This window comes from Qipengyuania nanhaisediminis, assembly GCF_900115585.1.
In the GTDB taxonomy this organism is placed as follows: Bacteria; Pseudomonadota; Alphaproteobacteria; order Sphingomonadales; family Sphingomonadaceae; genus Qipengyuania; species Qipengyuania nanhaisediminis.
The window spans coordinates 112716-134182 of the sequence record NZ_FOWZ01000005.1 but is presented as its reverse complement, the minus strand read 5'-3'; the positions used below and the strand labels follow the sequence as shown (position 1 = coordinate 134182).

The following is a 21467-nucleotide window of genomic DNA, read 5'->3' as shown; positions in this document are numbered from 1 at the left end:
CAGATCACCAACACCGCCAGCGTCACGGCCATGTTCGGGCAAGAACAGGTCTCCGCAGGACCCTCCACCGTCAACACAGGCATCGTGTGCGATCCTTCGATTAACGTCGAAAAGTATGTCTCAATCAATGACAACGTGTTCGATCCGCTACTGGACGACCATGACAGTCCGACGGGGCCGCAGGCTACTTCGGCCAACAACCCGATCTACTTCCTGGTCACGGTTGCGAACGATGGCAACGTCACCCTGACGGGCTTCGACTTCAGCGATATCCTGAGCTCGCCGGCGGGTTCGGTCTTCGCAGGAGAGCTGGATTACACCGATCCCGCCATTGATGCCTGGGTGGATCTCGACGGCGATGGGTTCCGCGATGCAGGAGAAGATTGGGCGACGGTCGACGGCGCCGATGGATCCGTCGACGGAGTGCTCGATTCAGAAGCATTGGCACCTGGCGAGAGCCTCAGCGTCTACTACACCATGCCGTTCGAGGCTGGACAGCACATCAATACTGTCACCGTCTCGACCGACCAGGGCGTATCGGACAGCGATGCAGCGCACTACTTTGGTCTCAACGATCCGGCACCGGGCGTGCGGACGCCAGGCTTCTGGCAGAACCCGAACAATGGCGGCACCTTCTGGGACGGCATTGCGGATAACCAGGCGCATGACGGTCCGGACTTCCCGGATGGGGATCCCGGCACCGATGGCAACCAGGATCTTCTGTATGCTGTCGACAGCAACAATGACGGCGTGATCGATGGCGATGACGAAGTCGGCCTGCTGATCGGCGACTATGACGGCGATGGCCTGACCGGAGCGGGTGAAGACACTCTCTTCATCTCGCTGGAGGATGCCCAGGAAGTGGTCAACGCCTCGAGCAAGAAGGGCAACGACGTTGTCTTCAAACTCGGCCGCGATACCGTTGCAACCTGGCTCAATTTCCTTTCCGGAAACGACATCGGCGATGGCTCGGAAAACACCGCCAAGCACTATCTCGACGATGCGATCGACTGGCTGCAAACCTATGCCGGCGCTGACAAGGGCGGTCTCGACGAGACGTTCGACACCTTCGCTCCGACTGGCCGTATCAAGACCAACAGCAGCGATTGGAAAAGCCCCGATGGCCTCGATCATTCGGGCGGGGAAATCCACAATGCTCTGGCCGAATATAACGAGGGCGGAACCGTCAACGGTGTGTTCGTGGCAGGCGATGCGGACAGCCTGGCATTCCAGAACGCCCTGGCCGATGCACTGTCGGAAGGAATGTTCGAAGACACGAGCAGCACGACGTTCCGTAGCGAGCTTGAGAACACTGTCTACGAGACATCGCTCAACGCCGGCATCATCGGCGATGGCGCACTCGATATCGCGGATACCCAATATATCGCTATCGCGTGACGCAACATGACCAGCTCGGCACCGCTGTCGGACGAGACGGCGGTGCCAAGCCTATTCCGGGGGGAGGTAAAGGCAATTGGCTGATTTGGAACACGAGGAATACGACACCAAGACGCGCATGGCACCTTGGCTTTCGGAGCCGTTGAAGAAGAGCCGACCACTCTACATGAGAGTCCTCGTCGCGGCTTTCCTGATCAATTGTTTTGCGCTCGTCACCGCGCTGTTCACGATGACGGTGTACGACCGCATTGTCCCCAATAATGCCACTGAATCGCTGATCGGCCTCGCTGTTGGCCTTGGCATCGTGCTCATTTTCGATTTCGTACTCAAACTCCTACGCGCCTATTTCGTCGATATCGCAGGGGCCCGGGTCGATCGCGATATCGGCAAGGCGATCTTCGAGCGTATTCTGGCATTGAGGCTGGACCTGAGCCGGCACACCACCGGCGGGTTGGCCGGCCTTGTCAGGGAGATCGAGACCCTAAGAGACTTCTTTGCGTCGGCCACGATAACTGCACTCGTCGACGTACCCTTCACGATCATCACGCTTGCCGTAATCGCGATGGTCGGTGGCTGGCTCGTCCTGGTGCCGATCGTGATGATCCCGCTGGTGATCCTGTCTGCCATCGCCACGCAGCCGGCAATGCGCCGTCTGTCGTCGCAATCGCTGGACGAGGCGCTCGGAAAACAGGCCGTCCTTGTCGAGACGATCGGAAGCCTCGAGACGGTCAAATCTTCGAACGCCGGCGATATGCTCAGCCATCGCTGGGAAGAAGCGATGAAGGGGCACGCCAACGTCTCCCTGCGCCAGCGCCTGACTGCAAACCTTGCGACAACGATTGCCGGTAGCGCGCAGACCATGGCTTACACAGGCATGGTCATTTTCGGCGTCTTCGCGATTGCCGAACAGAACCTGACGATGGGCGGTCTGATCGCTTGTTCTATCCTGGCTGGCCGCGCTGTCGCACCGCTTGGAGCGATTGCCACCCTGCTGACCAGGATCCATGCCGCGCGCACGGCCTACCGGCGCATCAATACGATGATGGAGATGCCTGCCGAAGGTCCCGAAGGCCTGGGCCTCGCGCCTAACATCCTCGAAGGTGCAATCGAGTTCCGCGACGTCGATTTCCGCTATCCTGGTGCGGCCGAGCTGGCGCTTAGCGGAGTTAACTTCCGCATCAAGGCCGGCGAAAACGTGGCGCTTATCGGGCCGATCGGTTCGGGCAAGTCAACCATCGCCCGGCTGATGATCGGGCTGTATCCGCCGACCAGCGGTCTCGTGATGATTGATGGCACCGACATTCGGCAGCTGACACCCAAATCCCTCCGCGCGAAGGCTGGCGCCCTACTCCAGGACAATGCCCTCCTGACCGGCAGCATTCGGGAAAATATCATGCTTGGCCGACCGGATGCCGATGACGAGGAAATGATCCGCGCGGCGAAGATCAGCATGGCGCACGACTTCATTTCGCGGATGCCGAACGGGTATGATCTGAAGCTCGCCGACCGGGGATCCGGTCTGTCGGGCGGGCAAAGGCAGTCCATTGCGATGGCGCGTGCCCTGGTCGGTCAGCCACCCATCCTCGTTTTCGACGAGCCGACATCGGCAGTCGATACGGAGACGGAAGCCAAGCTCATCAACAATCTGCGCAAGGAATTTGCGGGAAGGACCCTTGTACTGATCACCCATCGCCCTTCCCTTCTCGCGCTCGTGGACAGGGTCATCCTGATGTCGCGTGGACGGGTAGCGATGGATGGCACGCCTGAAGACATTACGCGCAAGGTAACGAGGATAGCAGCACGATGAACGCTTTCTCAAAAATCACGAGCCAGCTCCTTGGCGAAGATGGCGAATTCGAAGCCCAGGAAATAAAGGCCAGAAAATCCTCGAACATCATCCTGTGGTCGATTGCCGCGTTTACCGTGCTTGCGGTGATCTGGGCGGCATTCACCACTGTGGAGCGAACAGTCCGCGCTGCTGGGCGGGTAGTCCCGAGTTCGAAATTGCAGGTTGTCTCCAACCTGGAAGGCGGCGTCGTCCAGGAAATCATGGTGACGGCAGGCAAGGAAGTCCGGCGCGGTCAAATCCTGGTGCGTCTCAACCCCGCTATCACAGGCTCGGCCCTCGACAGTTCGGAAGCAGGTGTAAGCGCGCTCGAAGCCCGCATTGCCCGCCTTCGCGCCGAAGTCAGTGGCGGCGCTCCTGACTATGGGTCCCTACCCTCTGACCAAATTGCCATCGAAAGGTCGCTTCACAGCGCTCGATCAGCCGAACTGAGCAGTTTGCGGTCAGCTGGTGAAGCGCGCATTGTCCAGGCCCGCAGGTCCGTCGCGGAAGCCCAGTCGATCCTGACCGCGCGACGCTCTAATCTCGTTACTGCGGAACGCGAGCTCACGATGCTGAGGCCGTTGGCAGAGCAAAAGATCGTTCCGCAAATCGAGCTGATCCAGGCCGAAAACGCAGCGCAGGTGGCCGCGAGTGAAGTCTCCGCAGCTGAAGCGTCCCTCGCTCGCGCTCAGTCGAGCATTGCCGAAGCGCAGGCTGCCCTCGCCCAGCAAGTGAGCGATTGGCGGAGTCGGGCAGGGATGGAACTCTCCCAGGCGCAGGCTGACCTTTCCGTGCAGCAGATGACGCTGCCCGGTCTCGAGGACCGGGTCGACCGCACGGTCATCCGTGCACCGATGAGCGGCTTGGTCAATCGCGTATTCGTCACGACAGTCGGTGGTACGGTGGCATCTGGCGAACCGATCGTGGAGATCGTCCCGACCGACGATGCGCTTTATGTCGAAGCGATGGTGCGGCCGCAGGATATCGCGAACGTGGGTTTGTCGCAGAACGCCTTCGTGGAGATTACAGCCTACAACCCTGCAATCTTCGGCAAGATGGCGGGAACCGTCACTTCGATTTCGCCAGACGCGGTCGTGAACGAAGACACCGGAGAGAGCTTCTATACGGTCGAGGTGCAGACAACCGACGTTCTCAAAGACCAGGATGGAAACCCGTTGGAGATCGGCCCAGGAATGGTAGCGAACGTCAGCCTGCTAGGCGAAGAACGCTCGATCCTGTCTTACCTCTTCACTCCGATCACATGGCTCAAGGAACGGGCGTTCCGCGAATAGCTGTTCGATCAGTCGCGTCTCTTTGGCCTCACCAGAGACTGGGCCTGCCGCTCATCCTGCGGATAATCCTCGGGAGAGACGCTCGACTGGTTTTTGAGGGCGATATGGTCTTCGATTATACCACCGTCGCGCGAGGCACCTTCGTCGTTATCTGTCGAGGCATCCTGCGGATCGTCGTCGATTTCGTATTCCATTTTGGAAGCTCCTTTCTCCAAGGAACGAAGCTTGCCAGCGCACGGTTCCTACGGAGCGATACGCTTATTTTTCCCGGTTCAGGATTTCGTCCATTTGCTCACGCAGGATCGGGTCCCACTCTTCGCGCAACTCGCGGACGCGGGCCATGAGTTCCTCGTTCTCGTGGAACGGAACACCGACGCGGTAGAGGCTGGCAACTTCGGGCATGGCGGCGCGGTCGTTCTTCTCGAACGCATCGGTAGCGGCCTGGGCCTGGTCCCGGCTCATCCCGAGCGCCTCGTATGCCGAGCGGCCGATCCTGAGGCTTGAATCATAAGTTTCGCGAATGATGTCCCGGCAACCGAACGCCCAAAGATCGTATACGTGATTGCGGTCGATCGCCCGGGCGGTGATGTGAACCTCCGGGTAGTTTTGGAGGACGTGCTTCACGAGTTTGTCGATCTGCTCCCTCTCATCCAGCGCAACAACGAGCAGCTTCGCATTTTCGATACCCGCCGACACAAGCAGGTCCGGGCGGGTGGCATCCCCGAAATATGTGCGAAACCCGAATTTACGTACGATCTCCAGTTGGGCGCTGTCGTAGTCGATCACGGTGGTCGAATAGCCCGCAAGCTGCAGCATGCGATCGACGATTCCTCCTACGCGGCCGCGCCCTGCAATGATGACGGGGTTCTCCTCGTCGATCGCGTCGGGCTCACGTTCCTGACCCTTGCAATAGAACTTCGCGACACCCTTGTCGTAGAAGATGAACAGGAGCGGTGTGACTAGCATGGTGAGCGCCACGACCAGCAGCAGCAGGTCTGCCTGGGCCTGGCCGAATACCGCATTGGCGACGGCGAAAGAGATCAGAACGAAGGCAAACTCGCCAGCTTGGGGAAGGCTGAGGGCGAACAGCCACAGGGCTTGTCTTCTCAACCCGTAGAACCACCCTACGGCGAACAACACCGCGAACTTCGCCGCGATTGTCACGGCCGCCCAGAACAGCACCGACTGCCACATCTGGCTGGCCAGGACGAAGTCGATCCCGGCCCCCACGGTAATGAAGAACAGCCCGAGGAGCAGTCCTTTGAAGGGGTTTATGTCGCTTTCGAGTTCGTGGCGGTACTCGCTGGTCGCGAGGACGACACCCGCGACGAATGCGCCAAGGGCGGGAGACAGGCCCACAAGCGACATCAGCAGGGCGATCCCGATCACCACACCCAATGCGGCAGCGGTGAAGAGCTCGCGCAAATTGGCGGCCGCGATGTAGCGGAACAGCGGACGGACAGCGAAAATCCCGATACCGATGACCACGGCCACCGCCGCAAGTCTGCAAAGCGCCGCGAGCCATACTGGCATCGACGCCGTAAGATCGATGCCTCCGTGACCGCCCTCCCCGCCGTGCGCTGCTCCTGCACCATAGAGTTCGGGCATCGCGAGAAGAGGCAACAAAGCGAGGATCGGGATTACCGCGACATCCTGCACGAGGAGGACGGAGAAACTCGCCTCCCCGCCCTCGCTCTTCATGAGGTTCTTCTCGGTCAGCGTCTGGACGATGATCGCGGTGGACGAGAGTGCCAGGACCATGCCGATCGCGAGCGCCGTCTGCCATGAATTACCGTCAAGCAGGGCAATCCCCATGAGCGCGAGCGTCGTCAGGAGTACTTGCCCGCCGCCAAGGCCGAGGAGCTTTCCCCGCATTGCCCAAAGCCGTTGCGGCTCCATCTCCAGGCCGATGATGAAAAGCATCATCACGACCCCGAATTCGGCAAAGACCTGCAGCGCCTCGACGTCCACATTCCCCGCCGCGAGCAGTGGACTGATTGCCATGCCTGCAAGAAGGTACCCGAGCACCGAGCCCAGTCCGAAACGTGTCGCCAGAGGAACGGCGACCACCCCCGCAGCGAGGATCAGGAAGGCGAGGATAAGGAACGACGTCACTTCGGCTTAGCCTCCATTATGATCCCCTGTGGACCGCCGAGTTCCTACTCACCTAACACGCGCAGGCGGGCTTGTCTTGCGACCCGAATGCAACCGTTTCCTGAGATTGAGGAAGGGGACTTCCAGCCAGTGGTAGGAGGCCGCCGAAAACAGGAAGCTGAGCGCAAAATTCAGGACGATCAATGCAGGGCGAGGAAGGTCGTCAACAAGAGGCCCGGTCAGATTCAGCATCAGGAAATGCCAGAGATAAAGCGAATAGCTGAGCTTCCCGATATAGACCGGCAGGCGCGTGTTGAGCAGGCGCTGGAGCCAGCCCAGCCTGTCTGAAAACAATACGCTGACGAGCGCCATCGCGATCGCGATACCCAGGAGGGAATAGCGCAGTGTTTCGCGGAAAAACGGATCGCGGTACAGCAGGCAGAACAGAACGATCGCTCCCGCCACGAAGAGCGTGGCCGGCCTTGCCAAACGGACGAGAAGATCACGACCCCGCTCGCTCGCGCAGAGGACGGCGATTGCGACACCGTATGCGATGGAGTCCATCCGGAATTCGGTCCGGTAATAGAAGTAGTAGCTTCCGATAAATTCGGGATTCTGTGACGCTGTAAACAATCGTAGCAGCAGCGACGCGACGATCACTCCCACGACCACGAAGCCCAGTTTCCTCGGCGCTCCGCTGGCGAGCACGAACGCCGCCGGGAACAGGAGGTAGAAGTGTTCTTCGACGCTCAACGACCAGAAGATCACGAGCGGCATGACTTCCTTGGAAGGATCGATGTAGCTCGCAAAGTAGTAGTTCGAGAAATAGAACAGGGCCGATGCGGGTTGCCACCAGTCCACCGCTTTACCCTAGAGCAGGAACAGCCCGACCACCGTGGCAGTGAAGACGAGGGCTACCGGATAGAGCCGGTAGAAGCGCCTGAGATAGAAGTTCTTCATGCCGATGGACGACGTGGCTTCGTGTTCGACGAAGAACTGGCGTGCGATCAGGAAGCCGCTGATGACGAAGAACACGTAGACGCCAAATCCGCCCGGGATCATGTTCGTCACGAAATGCGAGAACATCACGATCAGCACGCTGATTGCCCGCATCCCGTCGAGGCTCGGGATCTAGCGTTTCGTGTTCGCTACGTCGGCCTGCAACTCAGGTGCCGGTTCCCCTAGCCAGGATCGGAAGCGTCCGAAGGCGCCGGAAGGGGTCACATCTGACATGAAAACTCTGGTTTCGCGTTATTGAAGGATGCGTGCCTTAGACAAGTCCTGCCATAGAACAAGGCCAACCAACGTCCCAATAACAGTGTTCAGATGTGCAAGGCCCGTCCATAGCTTGCCAATACGCTTTCATGCATGCTTTCGCTGATGGTCGGATGCGGGAAGACGGTGTTCATCAATTCCGCCTCTGTCGTCTCCAGCGTCTTGCCGACGACGAAGCCCTGGATCATCTCGGTGACTTCGGCGCCGACCATATGCGCGCCGAGCAGTTCGCCGGTTTTCGCATCGAAGACGGTCTTCACAAAGCCTTCCGCTTCGCCCAGCGCGATCGCCTTGCCGTTGCCGATGAAGGGGAAGGTGCCCGCCTTCACCGAATAGCCCGCTTCCTTGGCTTTCGCCTCGGTCAGGCCGACGCTGGCGATCTGCGGGTGGCAATAGGTGCAGCCCGGGATGTTGTTGCGGTCGAGCGGGTGCGGGTGGACGTCCTTGTTGCCCAGTTCCTTGGCAATCGCTTCGGCCGTCGTAACGCCTTCGTGGCTCGCCTTGTGCGCCAGCCAGGGGCCGGGAGTGCAGTCGCCGATTGCCCACAGGCCCTTCGATTTCGTGCGACCATAATCGTCGATCTGGATGAAGCCACGGTCCATTTCGGCCAGCTTCTCGAGCCCGATGTTCTCCGTATTCGGCACGATGCCGATTGCGGTGATGCAGTGGGTAAACTCGGTTTCCGAAACCTTGCCCTTGCTGTCCTTGATCTTGGCTTTCACGCCCTTTTCGGACACCTTGAGGTCTTCGACGCCGGCACCGGTCATGATCGTCATACCCTGCTTGGTCAGGCTCTTCTCGAGGAACGCAGACACGTCCTTATCTTCCACCGGCACGATCCGGTCGAGCATTTCGACCACGGTCACATCGCAGCCCATGTCGTTGTAGAAGCTGGCGAATTCGATCCCGATCGCGCCCGATCCGATCACGAGCAGCTTCTTGGGCATTTCCGGCGGGGTCATCGCGTGGCGATAGGTCCACACGCGCTTGCCGTCGGCCTTGGCGAACGGCAGGTCGCGGGCACGTGCGCCGGTGGCGACGATGACGTGCTTGGCGGTGAGCTTCTCTTCGCCCTTTTCCCCTTTCACGGTGAGGCTGGTCGGGCCGGTCAGTTGCCCCTCGCCCATGTGCACCGTGATCTTGTTCTTCTTCATCAGGTGCGTGACGCCCTGGTTCAGCTGCTTGGCGACGCCGCGGCTGCGCTGCACCACCGCCTCGAGGTCCGCTTCGATCTTGCCCGCGATCTTGAGCCCATAGTCGCTCGCGTGCTGAGCATAGTGCAGGATCTCGGCACTGCGCAGCAGCGCCTTGGTCGGAATGCACCCCCAGTTGAGACAGATGCCCCCCAACAACTCGCGTTCGACGATGGCGGTCTTCAGGCCCAGCTGCGCGCAGCGGATCGCTGCGACATAGCCGCCGGGTCCGGAGCCGAGAACGATGACATCGTATTGGGTAGCCATTTGGATTTAGCCTTCGGTCTGTCCGACAGAGTGGAACACATGGAACACGGTCCTGGCAGTAAAAACCGCGAAGGACGCGTCAGGGGAAGTAAAATAGGTATTCGTGAGGGTCATCGGCGCGCTCATGCAGGCATCCTAACGCCGAACGGACGCGGTAGGACAGGTGTCATGCCCACCGCTCCGCCACGGCGCGCGGACGGTCGTTTTCATCGAGCAGCACGAATTTGAACGTACCTTGCGCCACCCTGGTTTCGGCAACCCCGTTGCGCTCGCGGGCGATGGCCTCGGCTGTGATGGTGAGTGAGGTATTGCCGGTGGTCGAAATCTCGCAATAGACCGACAATTCGTCACCCACTTGCATCGCGCCGGGAAAGGCGAAGTCGGTGGCCGAAACGACCACCGCTTTGCCCTGCCCCTCGCGGCTTGCAAGCGAGCCTGCTCCTAGCGCCATCTGGCTCATCAGCCACCCGCCGAAAACACCCCCGTAAGGGTTGGTGTCGGCAGGCATGGCCGTGACGCGGATTAGGGGTTCACGTGCCAAGCGGATCAACCCGCCTGGTTGGTGAGGTAGGAGCCGTCGATCCAGCCCGACTGGCACTGGCCATCATAGGCGCGGCGATCCGCAACCGGCGTACCGGTGCCGCAATCGGCTGCATTCTTGGAATATACAACGCCGACCCAGTCACCCTCATTCTCGCAGATCGAGACGAGTTGTCCCGGCTGGAGCAGGTCGGTTTCTTCGGCAGCGGCATAAGGTGCGGAGTGCACGGTAAGGACTTGGCCTTCCAGCGCATCGAGCGAGCCCACGGTTCCTGCGGATCCGCACGCATCCATGTTCGCTTCACCGCCATACATGACCGGGCGGGCAGCGATGGTCGCGTCAGCAGGCGCGGTAGCGACTTCGCCGTCGGCGGGTACTTCTTCGGCTTCCTGCGAGCAGGCTGCGAGTGCCAGCGCGAGCGCCGGAATGGCGAATGCTGTGCGGATCATAGTTTCTCTCCTCAATTCAGCCGGGCGGTGTGGTTGCCCTCTTTCTAACGAACTTTGCGAGCCTGGTTTTGTGTCCCACGGGATTTAAGTTGTGCAGCAAGGGTCTTCTCGCTCATGTGCCACTCGTTGAACACTTCCCATATGGGTTGGTGTCGGCAGGCATGGCCGTGCCGTGAATGAGGGGGGAGCGGTCAGGCACGAGCTACCAGAATCGGCGCGAGGGGAAGCAACAACAAAACCCACCTAAGCCAGTCTTTCGAGCCAAAGAACACGTAGCCGACTGCTGCGACGCTAAGTGCTGCATAAGACCACGCCAAACTGCTTGCCGCGAGGGGAGACATGCCGCTGCCCCACATCAGGCCGCCACCGATAGCTACTGCAAACAGAGCCGACACATAAAGAATGTAGAAAGCTAGCAGCCCCCTCGCGATCCAAGCAATCTTGGCAACGGTAAGTTTCAAACCACCAGCCCCATCGGGTTCTCGACCAGCTGCTGGAAGGCCTGCATGAACTGCGCGCCGTCTGCGCCGTCGATGGCGCGGTGGTCGAAGCTGCCGGTGGCACTCATCACGGTGGCGACACCCAGTGCGCCATTGATGACGTGCGGACGCTGCTCGCCAGCGCCGACCGCGAGGATCATCGCCTGCGGCGGGTTGATCACCGCGTCGAACTGCTTCGTGCCGAACATGCCGAGGTTGGAGAGCGAGGCGGTGCCGCCCTGGAATTCATGCGGTTGCAACTTGCCGTCGCGCGCCTTGCCCGCAAGCTCCTTCATCTCGGTGCTGATCTGGGCGAGGCCCTTGCGGCCCGCATCGCGGATGATCGGCGTGATGAGACCCGAAGGCGCGGCCACGGCAACCGAGATATCCTCGCGCGTGTATTGGTAGAGCTCGTCGCCCTGGAAGCTGACATTGCACAGCGGCACGCGCTGCAGCGCGCGGGCCTGCGCCTTGATGAGCAGGTCGTTCACCGACAGCTTGATGCCATCCGCTTCCAGGCTCTTGTTGAGCTCGCTGCGCAGCTTGAGCAGCGCGTCGAGCCGCACGTCCACGGTGAGATAGATGTGCGGGATGGTCTGCTTCGCCTCGGTCAGGCGACGGGCAATGACCTTGCGGACATTGTTGAGCTTCTGCGCTTCGTAAGGCGCGTCGAGATCGCCGCCCTGTGTCGCCGGCTTGGCCGGAGCGGACGTGGGAGCGACGGCAGCCTTGGCAGGCGCCGCACCGGGCTTCGCATCCTCGACGTCGGCCTTCACGATGCGGCCATTGGGTCCGGAGCCCGTGATGGTCGACAGGTCCAGCCCCTTGTCCTCTGCAATCCGGCGCGCGAGCGGCGATGCCTTGATGCGGCCGCCATCATCAGACGTCTTGGCCGCAGGCGCGGGTGCGGCAGCCGGAGCGGGCGCTTCGGTGCGCTTCTCTTCCTGCTCGACCTTTTCCTCGCGCGCTTCCTCGGCCTTGCCTTCATCGGGCTTGTCCTCGCCATCGGCGGGAGCAGCTGCTGCCGCCTCGTCCAGATCCTCGCCCTCTTCGGCGAGCATGGCGATAACGGTGCCGACCTTCACGCCTTCCGTGCCTTCCTCAACCGCGATCGAGGCGATGGTGCCTTCGTCCACGGCTTCGAACTCCATCGTCGCCTTGTCGGTTTCGATTTCCGCCATGATGTCGCCGGCTTCGACCTTGTCTCCCGGCTTCACCAGCCATTTGGCGAGCGTGCCTTCTTCCATGGTCGGGGAAAGGGCGGGCATCTTGATCGGCGTGGGCATGTGCTGACGTTACGTCCTCGCTGGAAATACTGTTGCTGGGACCTCTGGCCAAAATGCGCCGCCGCCGCAAGGTCCTTGCGCAGAATACGAATTACCGGATAGGCCTGCGTCCAGAAGAGGGGAACGGGTCATGCGTACTTACCTGGTCGTCATGGACGAAACGGAAGAATCGAAGCAGGCGCTGCGGTTTGCCTCGCTGCGCGCGATGAAGACGAATGGCTCGGTGCACATACTGGCGCTGGTGCCGCAGCAAACGTTCAACGCTTTCGGCGGCGTACAGGCGACGATCGAGCAGGAGGCGCGAGAGCGTGCCGAAGTGCTCGCCAACAGCGCGGCCGGCAACATCTTCGGCGAAATGGGCAAGATGCCCGTGATCGCAGTCCGCCCGGGCTCGCCTGCCGACGTGATCAAGACCTATCTGGAAGACCATGGAGAGATCGCGGCCCTCGTACTGGGCACTACGAGCGATGGTGGGAAGGACCCTCTGGTTCAACACTTCTCGGCCCGCGCCAGCGAGCTGCCCTGCCCGCTCTATATTGTGCCGGGTAAACTCACGCGCGAGCAGCTGGACGCACTGGCCTGAGGATCAGGTCAGCGTGCCGCGCGTCGGGTAATCGTTCTCCAGCGTGAAGGTCAGGCCGCTCAGCAGGTCGTCGAGGTCCGGACGCGTAAACGGCGCGTTCTGGATCACGGCGAAGTGCAAGGTCCCGTCGGGTTTAGCGAGGAAGAGGCCCGGTTCGCTAAAGCGTTCGGGTTCTTCGCTGCCTTCGCGCTTTTCCGAAATGTAGAGGCCGTACTCGCGCGCCTTCTCCTCGCTCAGCGAATGGGCGAGCGGAAGGTCTCCGGTTTCCCATTCCTCATGGCTGACGTGCGCGCGCTCGGGGCTATCCATCGACACGGCAAAGACATTGATGCCCTTGTCGGTGAACTTGCCCAGCTTTGACCCAAGTTCGGTGAGGTATTTCTTGCAGATCGGGCAGTGCTTGCCGCGATAAAAGACGAGCATGGTGAAGCTGTCGGGCGACTGTTTCGACAGCTCGAAACGCGCATCGATGGTCAGGGGCAGGTCGAGGTCTGGAACGGGCTGGCCGGGTACGAGCATTCTGGCAATCTCCTTTGCCGGATCAATGGACGTACCCCGGCCCCCGTTCCGTTACTTCTTCTTCCTACCCTGGTGCCGGATGTTCTTCGGGCGTCCGCGCTGGCCGGTCTGGTGCTTCTGGCGCGGGGCACCCTTGCCTTTCGCCAGCGGCTTCTTCTTGCGCGGCGGCGGGCGGTCCCCGCGCTTTTCGATGGGTGAGCCGTCGCTTTCGGGCACCTCGAATTTCATCGCACCTGTCAGCGGATTAGATTCCGCCAGCTTGAGCTTGAGCCGGTCACCCACGGCATAGGTCTTGCCGCTGTTTTCGCCGACGAGCTGGCGAGCAGCCTCGTCATAGCGGAAATATTCGCGGCCCAGCGTTGAAACGGGGACCAGTCCGTCACCCCCGAGGTTTTCGATGGTGGCGAAGAAGCCGAAACCCTGCACACCGGTGATCCGCGTTTCGAAAGTCTCCCCGACCCGGCCAGAAAGCCATGCGGCGACATAGCGGTCAATCGTGTCGCGCTCTGCCTCCATCGCGCGGCGCTCAGTCTGGCTGATGGCATCGGTGATCTGGCTGAGCGCCGTCTTGTCACGGTCCGACAGACCCGAGGCAGGCGGGATGTCGCCCTTCGGCTTGGGCTGTTCGAGGTGGTAGGCATCGACCAGCGCGCGGTGGACCAGAAGGTCGGCATAGCGGCGAATGGGCGAGGTAAAGTGCGCATAGCTGCCGAGCGCAAGGCCAAAATGCCCGGCATTGGCCGGACCGTAATAGGCCTGCGTCTGGCTGCGAAGCACCGCTTCCATGATCAGCGCCTTTTCCGCCGGATCGCCGATGTCCTTCAGCATCCGGTTGAAAAGGCCGGGCGTGATGACCTGTCCGAGCGCGAAATTGCGGCCCTGCGTGGCGAGATATTCCTTGAATGCGACGAGCTTTTCGCGGCTCGGCGTTTCGTGGACGCGATAGACGACCGGGGCCTTCTTTGCTTCCAGCGCCTTGGCCGCCGCGACATTGGCAGCGATCATGAAATCTTCCACCACGCGGTGCGCGTCGAGGCGTTCGCGCACGGCAATTTCCTCGATCACCCCCTCGTCATTGAGCCGGACCTGTCGCTCAGGCAGTTCGAGGTCCAGCGGATCGCGGGCCTCGCGTGCCTTGTGCAGTAACTCCCACGCACCCCAGAGATGCTTGAGCGTATCGTCCGCGCTGCCATCGTCGATGGCCTTCTGCGCGTCCTCATAGGCCGTGTTCGAGGCAAGCCTCACGATGGCGCGGGTAAAGCGCCAGTCGGTCACCTTGCCTTCGGGCGAAATAGAGATGTGGCAGGCCATTGCCGCCCGGTCCTCGCCCTCGACGAGGGAGCATACATTGGCGCTGAGAATTTCCGGCAGCATCGGCACGACGCGGTCGGGGAAATAGACCGAATTGCCGCGCTTCCGCGCCTCGCGGTCGAGCGCACCGCCCGGCCGCACGTAAAAGCTTACGTCTGCAATGGCGACGATGGCGCGATAGCCGCCCTTCCCGTCGGGTTCGGCCCAGATGGCATCGTCATGGTCGCGCGCATCGGCGGGGTCGATGGCGATGATGGGGACGTTCCGCAGGTCTTCGCGCTTGTCCTCACTCAAGGGAAGCTGCGCCACCTGCTGCGCTTCCTCCAGCGCCTCTTCAGGGAAGATGTGCGGGATGCCATGCTTGGCGATGGCAATCAGGCTGAAACTCTTGGGTGCGAGCGGGTCCCCGATCACTTCGACGACCTTGACCGCAGAGCGTGCAGACTTGCCGGCCTTTTCCGCCAGCACGAGATCGCCCTCTTCCGCCCCGCCAAGGTCCGAGATCGGAGAGGAATTGCGCACGCGCTTGTCCACCGGCGCGAGCCATGCCTTCCCGCCACCGTCGATCTCGACGACGCCCATCAGACCTTCGGTGCGCGCGGGCAGCTTCTTCATCGGATGGGCTATCCACCCGCGGGGCTTTTCTTCGGTTCGCGCAAGGAAGCGATCGCCGCGCTTGAGGGCGGCAACCTTCTTGCTCTCCTTGACCGTAAGGCGCGGGGCCTTTTCCTTGCTGTCAGGGTCCCAGTTTTCGGGCACGGCAATCGGTTCGCCGTCCTCGATTTCGAGGACCTTCAGCACCGTTACCTTCGGTACGCCGCCCATGCGATGATAGGCGGTGCGCTTGCCGTCGATCAGGCCTTCTTCGGCCATGTCCTTGAGGCGCTTTTTCAGCGCGATCTTTTCCTGGCCCTTCAGGCCGAACGCCTTCGCGATTTCGCGTTTGCCGGCGGGGGTCGGCGACCCCTGGACGAATTCGAGTATCTGTTCTTTGCTCGGGAGACCCTGTGGCCGCCCGGTTCGATTATGTTTTTTCATGAGACGCCATATGGGGACGCATGGTCCCCATGTCACGGGGCGTCAGTATGCCTTGGCGAGCAGGACCCGTTCGGTGGCCGGTTTGCCGGTGAAGATGCACTCGCCGTCCACCGGGGCCGCGCCGATCGGCACGTTGCGCATGGTGAGCTTCAACGCCTTCAGCCGCTCGACCACTTCTTCCAGTTCGGCTCCGGTCGGTTTGGACCACTGGACCTCGACCCATCCCGGATAGCGCGCGGCGGAGAAGAACTTCTCGACCTCGGCAAAATCGGTGACACCGCGGGTGATATTCGCCTCGCGGCGTTCCTGCGCTTCGGTCAGCAGGCTGGACTGCATATCGGCTAGGATGTCGGGCACTGTCTGGCCGGCAATCTCGCGCGTGGGGGTCTGGAATGCGGGCTTGCCGTTTTCCTCGTTCCACAACCTGTCGCGGCGAAGCAGGCTGACGACGCCGTTCTCCATGTCGCGGCCGCCGACCTCGATGATGATCGGCGCACCCTTGCGCACATAGTCCCAGCGCTTGGCGGCAGCCTTGCCCGGGCGCGTATCGAGGAGCACGCGCAGCGGCTCACCCAAGACGTGCTGCGATGCGAGCGTGGCGCGCAGAGCCTCGCAATAGTCGATCAGCGCCTCGTCGTCGGGCTTGTCGCGCAGCATGGGTAGGATCACGACCTGCTGCGGAGCGATCTTCGGGGGCAGGCGCAGGCCGTCATCGTCACCATGCGTCATGATGACACCGCCGACCATGCGCGTCGAAACGCCCCAGCTTGTGGTGTGACACAAGCTCTCGCCGCCATCCTTGTTCTGGTACTTGATGCCGCTGGCCTCGGCGAAGTTCGTGCCAAGGTAGTGACTGGTACCGGCCTGCAGCGCCTTGCCGTCCTGCATCATGGCTTCGATCGACCAGGTCTCGACCGCACCGGGAAAACGCTCGTTCTCCGGCTTCTCGCCCGGGATCACGGCCAGCGCCAGATCCTCGTCCGCAAAGGCGCGATAGACTTCGAGCATAGTGAGCGTGTGGTCTTTCGCCTCTGCCTCGTCGGCATGGGCGGTATGGCCTTCCTGCCAGAGAAATTCGCTGGTCCGCAGGAACATTCGGGTGCGCATTTCCCAGCGCACCACATTGGCCCACTGGTTGAGCTTCAGCGGCAAATCGCGCCAGCTCTGCACCCAGCGCGCCATGGCATCGCCGATGATCGTTTCCGAAGTCGGGCGGACCACCAGCGGCTCTTCGAGCTTGGCTTCGGGATCGGGCACGAGACCGCCGTCCTTGCCAGCGATCAGGCGATGGTGTGTGACGACCGCCATTTCCTTGGCGAAACCTTCGACATGTTCCGCCTCGCGCTCGAAATTCGAAAGCGGGATGAAGATGGGAAAATAGGCGTTGGAATGGCCCGTCGCCTTGATCCGGTCGTCGAGCAGGCGCTGCATGCGCTCCCAGATGCCGTAGCCCCACGGACGGATTACCATGCAGCCGCGAACGCCCGATTCCTCGGCCATTTCGGCGGAGGAGATGACGTCCTGATACCAGGCTGCGAAATCGTCGGCGCGCGTGGTGTTCAAGGCATGGCGGATCTGGGCCACGGGTAATTCCTGTATCTGGTGGGTTTCGGCGCGGGCCGATGCAATTATTTGCTCAGTTCGTCCAGCTTCTTCTGCATTTCAGCCATCTGGGTACGCATCTGGGCAAGCTCTGCAGACTGGTCGGGCTTGGCGGATCTGGAGCCCGTCTTGAGCGATCCCGGAATGAAGGCCTCGGCGGCGTTCTGCATCATCTTGAAATTGGCCTCGGCCATCTTGGCCAGCGGGTTGGCTTCGATACCCTTGGCAAAGGCGGCCTGGATCTGTTCGCGGTTCTTGCGGAAATTCGCCATGCTGGCTTCGAGATAGCTCGGCATCATCGCCTGCATGGAATTGCCGTACATGGAGATCAGGTCGCGCAGGAAACTGACGGGGAGCATCTGCTGGCCGCCCTGGCTTTCTTCCTCGACGATGATCTGGGTGAGGATCGTATGCGTGATGTCGTCACCGCTCTTCGCGTCGACCACCTGGAAGTCGACATTCTCGCGTACCATCTTCGCCAGATCATCCAGCGTGATGTAGCTGCTGGTGTCGGTATTGTAGAGCCGCCGGTTAGCGTACTTCTTGATGATGATGGGTTCGCCCTCTGCGGTGCGTTTCGCCATGAATTGCCTCTTCCCTATTGTGCGTTGCAGCCATGCTTAGCAGGCGCACAATGTGCAGCGCAACACGTTAGGCCGAACGTTCGAAACGCTGGCCCAAAACGGTAAGCAATTCATATTGCGAAACAGAGGTTTGCCGCGCAGCATCGGGCAGGTGATAGGGCAGTTCGACCCAGTCACCCTCGCCCAGCTCGGGTGCGTTGGAGAGGTCGATGACGATCATGTCCATCGACACTTTACCAAGGATGGGCAGCGCCAGATCGCCATGGCGGAAGCTCGCCCCGCGCCATGCGCGAAGGATGCCGTCTGCATAGCCGAGGGATAGGACACCGATGCGCATTTCGGAAGGTGCGGTGAAGGTTGCGTTGTAACCGACAACCTCGCCCGCCTTAACGTTCCGCGTCTGGATGATCACTGCCTTGGGGTATGCGACCTGCCGGATATGATCCGCCAGTTCCTCGCGCGGGACGCCGCCATAAAGCGAAAGGCCAGGCCGTGTGAGATCGAAGTGAAAGTCCGATCCGAGGGCTATTCCGGCGCTGTTGGCAAGACTTAGTGCCGTGTGGTCGATGGAGGATGCAATCGCCCGGAAATCGGCCAGCTGTCGCGCGTTCATGGGACTGTCTTCGTCGGCGCAGGCCAGGTGGCTCAGGAGGACTTCCACCTCGAGAGACTGCACAGCAGGTTCCGGAACTTCCGATACACTTATGCCAAGCCGGTTGATCCCGGTATCCACCATCAGGTGGCAGGGACCGCCTCCGCTTTCGGTCCACAGCTTCGCTTGTCGGAGGCTATCGATGACTGGGCGCACGCCGGCCTGCCTCGCATAGGAGGCCTCTTCCAGCGTCAGCGGGCCATGCAGGACCGCGATCTGTTCCGCCGGGATCATGGGCAAGAGCGGTGCCACCTCGCTCCAGTGAGCGACGAAGAAATCGCGGCAGCCGGCCTCGAACAGCGCCGGAACGCAATTCTCCACGCCAAGCCCGTAGCAATCGGCCTTTACCGCAGCGCCGGCACGAGCCGCGCCGCTAAGCCTGTCGAGCTTGCGCCAGTTATGTGCCAACGCCTCGCGGTCTATATCGAGCCTGAGCGTCGGCGGAGGTGCTTCAACCATGCGCGTCTTCGAAATCCTTCGGCGGTCCATCGGGAATGCCCCACCAGGCGACGACCAGACCGAAAGCGACAATCGCGATGGTGTACCACAGGCCCGAATAGACGTTACCCGTCATGGCGACGATGTATCCCGCGATCAGCGGGAGGAACCCGCCGAGGTAGCCTGCGCCGATGTGATAGGGGATCGACATCGAGGAATAGCGGATGCGCGCCGGGAACATCTCGCACAGCAGCGCCGCTACAGAGCCATAGGTCAGCGCCGACAGCATCCCGCAAACCAGCAGCAGCCCGATGATCCCGAGGATGCTCGTGAGCGGCGGCGTCTGGCGCTCGAAACTGTAACCCGCGCCTTCGAGCCAGCCCTGGATCGACGCGCGGCGATCCGTATCGGCGAGCGCTCCGTAGTCGTTGGCTGTTCCACCGACCGAAACCGTCGTCGCCGAAGAGGCGCCGTCGATGGCGTAAGGTACGCCGAGTGCGGTCAGGTCCTGCAGGACGCGGCCACAGGCGCTGGTCTGGACTTCCGCAAAAGGATCATATTCGCACGCCGCCCCGCTGACGGTCACGGGTGCAGCCGCAGCGCTCTGGTTGAGGCCGGGATTGGCAAGCGCGCCCATGCCCCAGAAGATCGGGAACAGCAGGACAAGCGATGCGATAGCGCCGATGATGATCGGCTTCTTGCGCCCCACCCTGTCGGACCACTTCCCGACGATGACATAGAAGCTCATCGAAATGGTGCCCGCAATCAGCAGCATCCATTCCACGATGCCCTCTTCCACGCGCATCGGGCCGCGCAGGAACGAGAGGCCAGAGAAGAAGGCGGTGTACCAGATCGTCGTCAGGATGCCCGTGATCCCGAACAGCGCCACGAAAATGCGCTTGGGATTGCCCGGATAGGTCAGGCTTTCCTTGAACGGATTGGCCGAGGTTTCTCCGGCCACCTTCATCGCCTGGAACACCGGGCTCTCCGACAGCTTGAGCCGCATCCACAGCGATATGCCGAGCAGGACGATCGACAACAGGAACGGGATGCGCCAACCCCAGGCGGCGAAATCGTCCGCGGGGATCAGTGCGCGACAGGCTATGACGACAATGATCGAGAGTACGAAGCCGCCAACCACGCTGGCCTGGATGAAGCTGGTATAGAAGCCGCGCTTCTCGGGCGGAGCGTGCTCTGCCACGTAGATCGCCGCGCCGCCGTATTCCCCGCCAAGGGCAAGGCCCTGCAAAATGCGTAAGCAGATCACGATGATCGGTGCGGCAAGGCCGATGCTCGCGGCGCTGGGGATCAGGCCCACGCCCGCCGTCGCTATCCCCATGAGGGTGACGGTCACCAGGAAAGTATATTTGCGCCCCAACCTGTCGCCGAGAAAGCCGAACAGGATTGCCCCCAAGGGACGGAAGCCGAAACCGACTGCGAAACCGGCCCATACGAGGAGGACCTGCAGGGTCTCGTTATCGCTCGGGAAAAACGCCGCTCCGATCAGGCCCGCCAGCGTTCCGTAGATGAAGAAATCGTACCATTCGAAGATCGTGCCCGCACTGCTGGCCGCGATGACGAGCCGGATTTCCTTCTCGCTCGGCTCCCGCTGCATGATCTCTTCGCCTGAAGACAATGCCCTACTCCCCAATTGTCCTGTTATACGCGGAGGTTTAGCGAGTGCCGCCTGCCTTGCCTAGCGCATCGACCGCCGCTCTCCACGGCAGGAGAATGGCCCCATGACGCCCCGGATAGGCGAGTGCAGGCTCGAGCAGTTCAAGGTCTGGCCATTGGGGCATGTCGGAGGTGCCTTCCAGCCAGTGTCCTATCGCATCCGGCATAGACATCATGTCGGCAGGGTCCTTGCCCTTGCGGTGACGGGCGAAAATCGCGGCCGCGGCCTGCCCGACCGCACAGGCGGTCACTTGGAGGCCGACTGACCCGAAGCCCTCTTCGAACGAGATGCGGATCGAACTGCCGCAGGTGCGCGAAACAGCCTGACCCTGATGCAGCGCATCCTCATCGAAGGGATATCGGGATAGCTCGACTGCAAGCGACAGGAATGCAGGCGAATAGAGCGCGCCTCCCGGCGGGCGGCTCACTCTTCTTCAGCCGCTTCTTCTGCGGCCTGTTCCTCGCCCAGCAGGCGGGCGCGGCGTTCGGCCAGTACTTCCACCATGGTCCGCGAACCGCCGTCCACGAACTCGTACGTCGCCGCCGTCGTGATCCACGCCGGCCTGCCGCGGTAATCCCATACGCTGTCGTAGCCCAGTACGAGCAGGGAGAAGGCGATCACTACGATCACGAAACCCTTGATCGCCCCGAAACCGAAGCCAAGGACGCGATCGATCGGACCGAGGATGGAATTGCGCGACCCTTCCCCGACATTGTTCGCAATGACCTTCATCGCGGCATAGGGTATGAGGAGCAGCAAGGCGAAGGCGAGGACTGCGACCGCAATGCCCGTACCGAGGACTTCCTGCATCGCCAGCGTGAGCGGCGTGTGGAGGAAGCGTATCGCGAACGCGGCGAGTACCCAGGCCGCCAGCGACAGGACTTCCTGCATGAAACCACGCGAAAAACCGCCGATGGCTGCAAGCCCGACGATAAGCAGAACGATGTAGTCAAATCCCGTCAT

19 protein-coding genes and 1 pseudogene are annotated in these 21467 nt (G+C 61.4%); 4 read left to right on the top strand and 16 right to left on the bottom strand.

All coding sequences use genetic code 11. The features are described from left to right. The 3 genes from BM173_RS14640 to BM173_RS13955 all read left to right on the top strand — a co-directional run. Positions 1-1398, top strand: a 1398-nt coding sequence (locus BM173_RS14640) for a hypothetical protein (RefSeq protein ID WP_218152655.1), incomplete at its 5' end; no start/stop codon positions are given. Between the two features lie 76 nt (positions 1399-1474). Then, on the top strand, positions 1475-3205 hold the full coding sequence (locus BM173_RS13960) for a type I secretion system permease/ATPase (RefSeq protein WP_245755906.1): 1731 nt from the start codon (positions 1475-1477) through the stop codon (positions 3203-3205). Then, on the top strand, positions 3202-4518 hold the full coding sequence (locus tag BM173_RS13955; RefSeq protein ID WP_090483080.1) for an HlyD family type I secretion periplasmic adaptor subunit: 1317 nt from the start codon (positions 3202-3204) through the stop codon (positions 4516-4518). Before BM173_RS13960 ends, BM173_RS13955 begins: the two co-directional genes overlap by 4 nt. An 8-nt stretch (positions 4519-4526) precedes the next feature. On the opposite strand, the gene BM173_RS13950 is transcribed toward BM173_RS13955, so the two are convergent. The 8 genes and pseudogenes from BM173_RS13950 to BM173_RS13910 all read right to left on the bottom strand — a co-directional run bounded on the left by BM173_RS13950 (position 4527) and on the right by BM173_RS13910 (position 12102). Next, positions 4527-4712, bottom strand: a complete 186-nt coding sequence (locus tag BM173_RS13950; protein WP_090483079.1) for a hypothetical protein — start codon at positions 4710-4712, stop codon at positions 4527-4529. 64 nt (positions 4713-4776) lie between these two features. Beyond that, complete coding sequence (locus tag BM173_RS13945) at positions 4777-6633, bottom strand: cation:proton antiporter domain-containing protein (protein ID WP_090483078.1); 1857 nt, start codon at positions 6631-6633, stop codon at positions 4777-4779. A gap of 48 nt (positions 6634-6681) precedes the next feature. After that, positions 6682-7743 (bottom strand): annotated as a pseudogene (locus tag BM173_RS13940) (acyltransferase family protein). Positions 7744-7934: 191 nt separating this feature from the next. Beyond that, a complete protein-coding gene (gene lpdA / locus BM173_RS13930) occupies positions 7935-9347 on the bottom strand; it encodes a dihydrolipoyl dehydrogenase (protein ID WP_090483075.1) in 1413 nt (470 codons plus the stop codon). Positions 9348-9513: 166 nt separating this feature from the next. Further along, the gene (locus tag BM173_RS13925) at positions 9514-9855 is read right to left on the bottom strand and encodes an acyl-CoA thioesterase (protein ID WP_090483074.1); all 342 of its coding nucleotides are present in this window, start codon (positions 9853-9855) and stop codon (positions 9514-9516) included. Between the two features lie 38 nt (positions 9856-9893). Then, complete coding sequence (locus BM173_RS13920) at positions 9894-10337, bottom strand: hypothetical protein (RefSeq protein WP_090483073.1); 444 nt, start codon at positions 10335-10337, stop codon at positions 9894-9896. A gap of 191 nt (positions 10338-10528) precedes the next feature. Beyond that, positions 10529-10798: a hypothetical protein gene (locus BM173_RS13915; protein ID WP_090483072.1), complete on the bottom strand. Its 270-nt coding sequence runs from the start codon at positions 10796-10798 to the stop codon at positions 10529-10531. Further along, positions 10795-12102 carry a pyruvate dehydrogenase complex dihydrolipoamide acetyltransferase gene (locus tag BM173_RS13910; protein ID WP_090483071.1) on the bottom strand — a complete coding sequence of 436 codons (1308 nt, stop codon included), beginning with the start codon at positions 12100-12102 and terminating at the stop codon, positions 10795-10797. Before BM173_RS13910 ends, BM173_RS13915 begins: the two co-directional genes overlap by 4 nt. A gap of 130 nt (positions 12103-12232) precedes the next feature. Here BM173_RS13910 and BM173_RS13905 point away from each other — a divergent pair, with 130 nt between their 5' ends. Next, a complete protein-coding gene (locus tag BM173_RS13905) occupies positions 12233-12685 on the top strand; it encodes a universal stress protein (RefSeq protein ID WP_090483070.1) in 453 nt (150 codons plus the stop codon). Between the two features lie 3 nt (positions 12686-12688). On the opposite strand, the gene BM173_RS13900 is transcribed toward BM173_RS13905, so the two are convergent. The 8 genes from BM173_RS13900 to BM173_RS13865 all read right to left on the bottom strand — a co-directional run bounded on the left by BM173_RS13900 (position 12689) and on the right by BM173_RS13865 (position 21467). Next, positions 12689-13204, bottom strand: a complete 516-nt coding sequence (locus tag BM173_RS13900) for a peroxiredoxin-like family protein (protein WP_090483069.1) — start codon at positions 13202-13204, stop codon at positions 12689-12691. Positions 13205-13255: 51 nt separating this feature from the next. After that, entirely contained in the window at positions 13256-15553 is a 2298-nt protein-coding gene (gene rnr, locus BM173_RS13895; protein ID WP_090483068.1) for a ribonuclease R, read from the bottom strand. Positions 15554-15595: 42 nt separating this feature from the next. Next, positions 15596-17137, bottom strand: a complete 1542-nt coding sequence (gene proS, locus BM173_RS13890) for a proline--tRNA ligase (RefSeq protein WP_090483067.1) — start codon at positions 17135-17137, stop codon at positions 15596-15598. A 44-nt stretch (positions 17138-17181) separates the two neighbouring features. After that, positions 17182-17739, bottom strand: a complete 558-nt coding sequence (phaR, locus tag BM173_RS13885) for a polyhydroxyalkanoate synthesis repressor PhaR (protein WP_090483066.1) — start codon at positions 17737-17739, stop codon at positions 17182-17184. 67 nt (positions 17740-17806) lie between these two features. Beyond that, complete coding sequence (gene alr / locus BM173_RS13880) at positions 17807-18850, bottom strand: alanine racemase (protein ID WP_090483065.1); 1044 nt, start codon at positions 18848-18850, stop codon at positions 17807-17809. Then, positions 18843-20444: an MFS transporter gene (locus tag BM173_RS13875; RefSeq protein WP_090483064.1), complete on the bottom strand. Its 1602-nt coding sequence runs from the start codon at positions 20442-20444 to the stop codon at positions 18843-18845. Before BM173_RS13875 ends, alr begins: the two co-directional genes overlap by 8 nt. 58 nt (positions 20445-20502) lie before the next feature. Further along, positions 20503-20931, bottom strand: coding sequence for an iron-sulfur cluster assembly scaffold protein (locus BM173_RS13870; RefSeq protein WP_090483063.1), 429 nt, complete (start codon positions 20929-20931; stop codon positions 20503-20505). Continuing rightward, on the bottom strand, positions 20928-21467 hold the full coding sequence (locus BM173_RS13865) for a CvpA family protein (protein ID WP_090483062.1): 540 nt from the start codon (positions 21465-21467) through the stop codon (positions 20928-20930). The genes BM173_RS13870 and BM173_RS13865 overlap by 4 nt, the downstream gene beginning before the upstream one ends.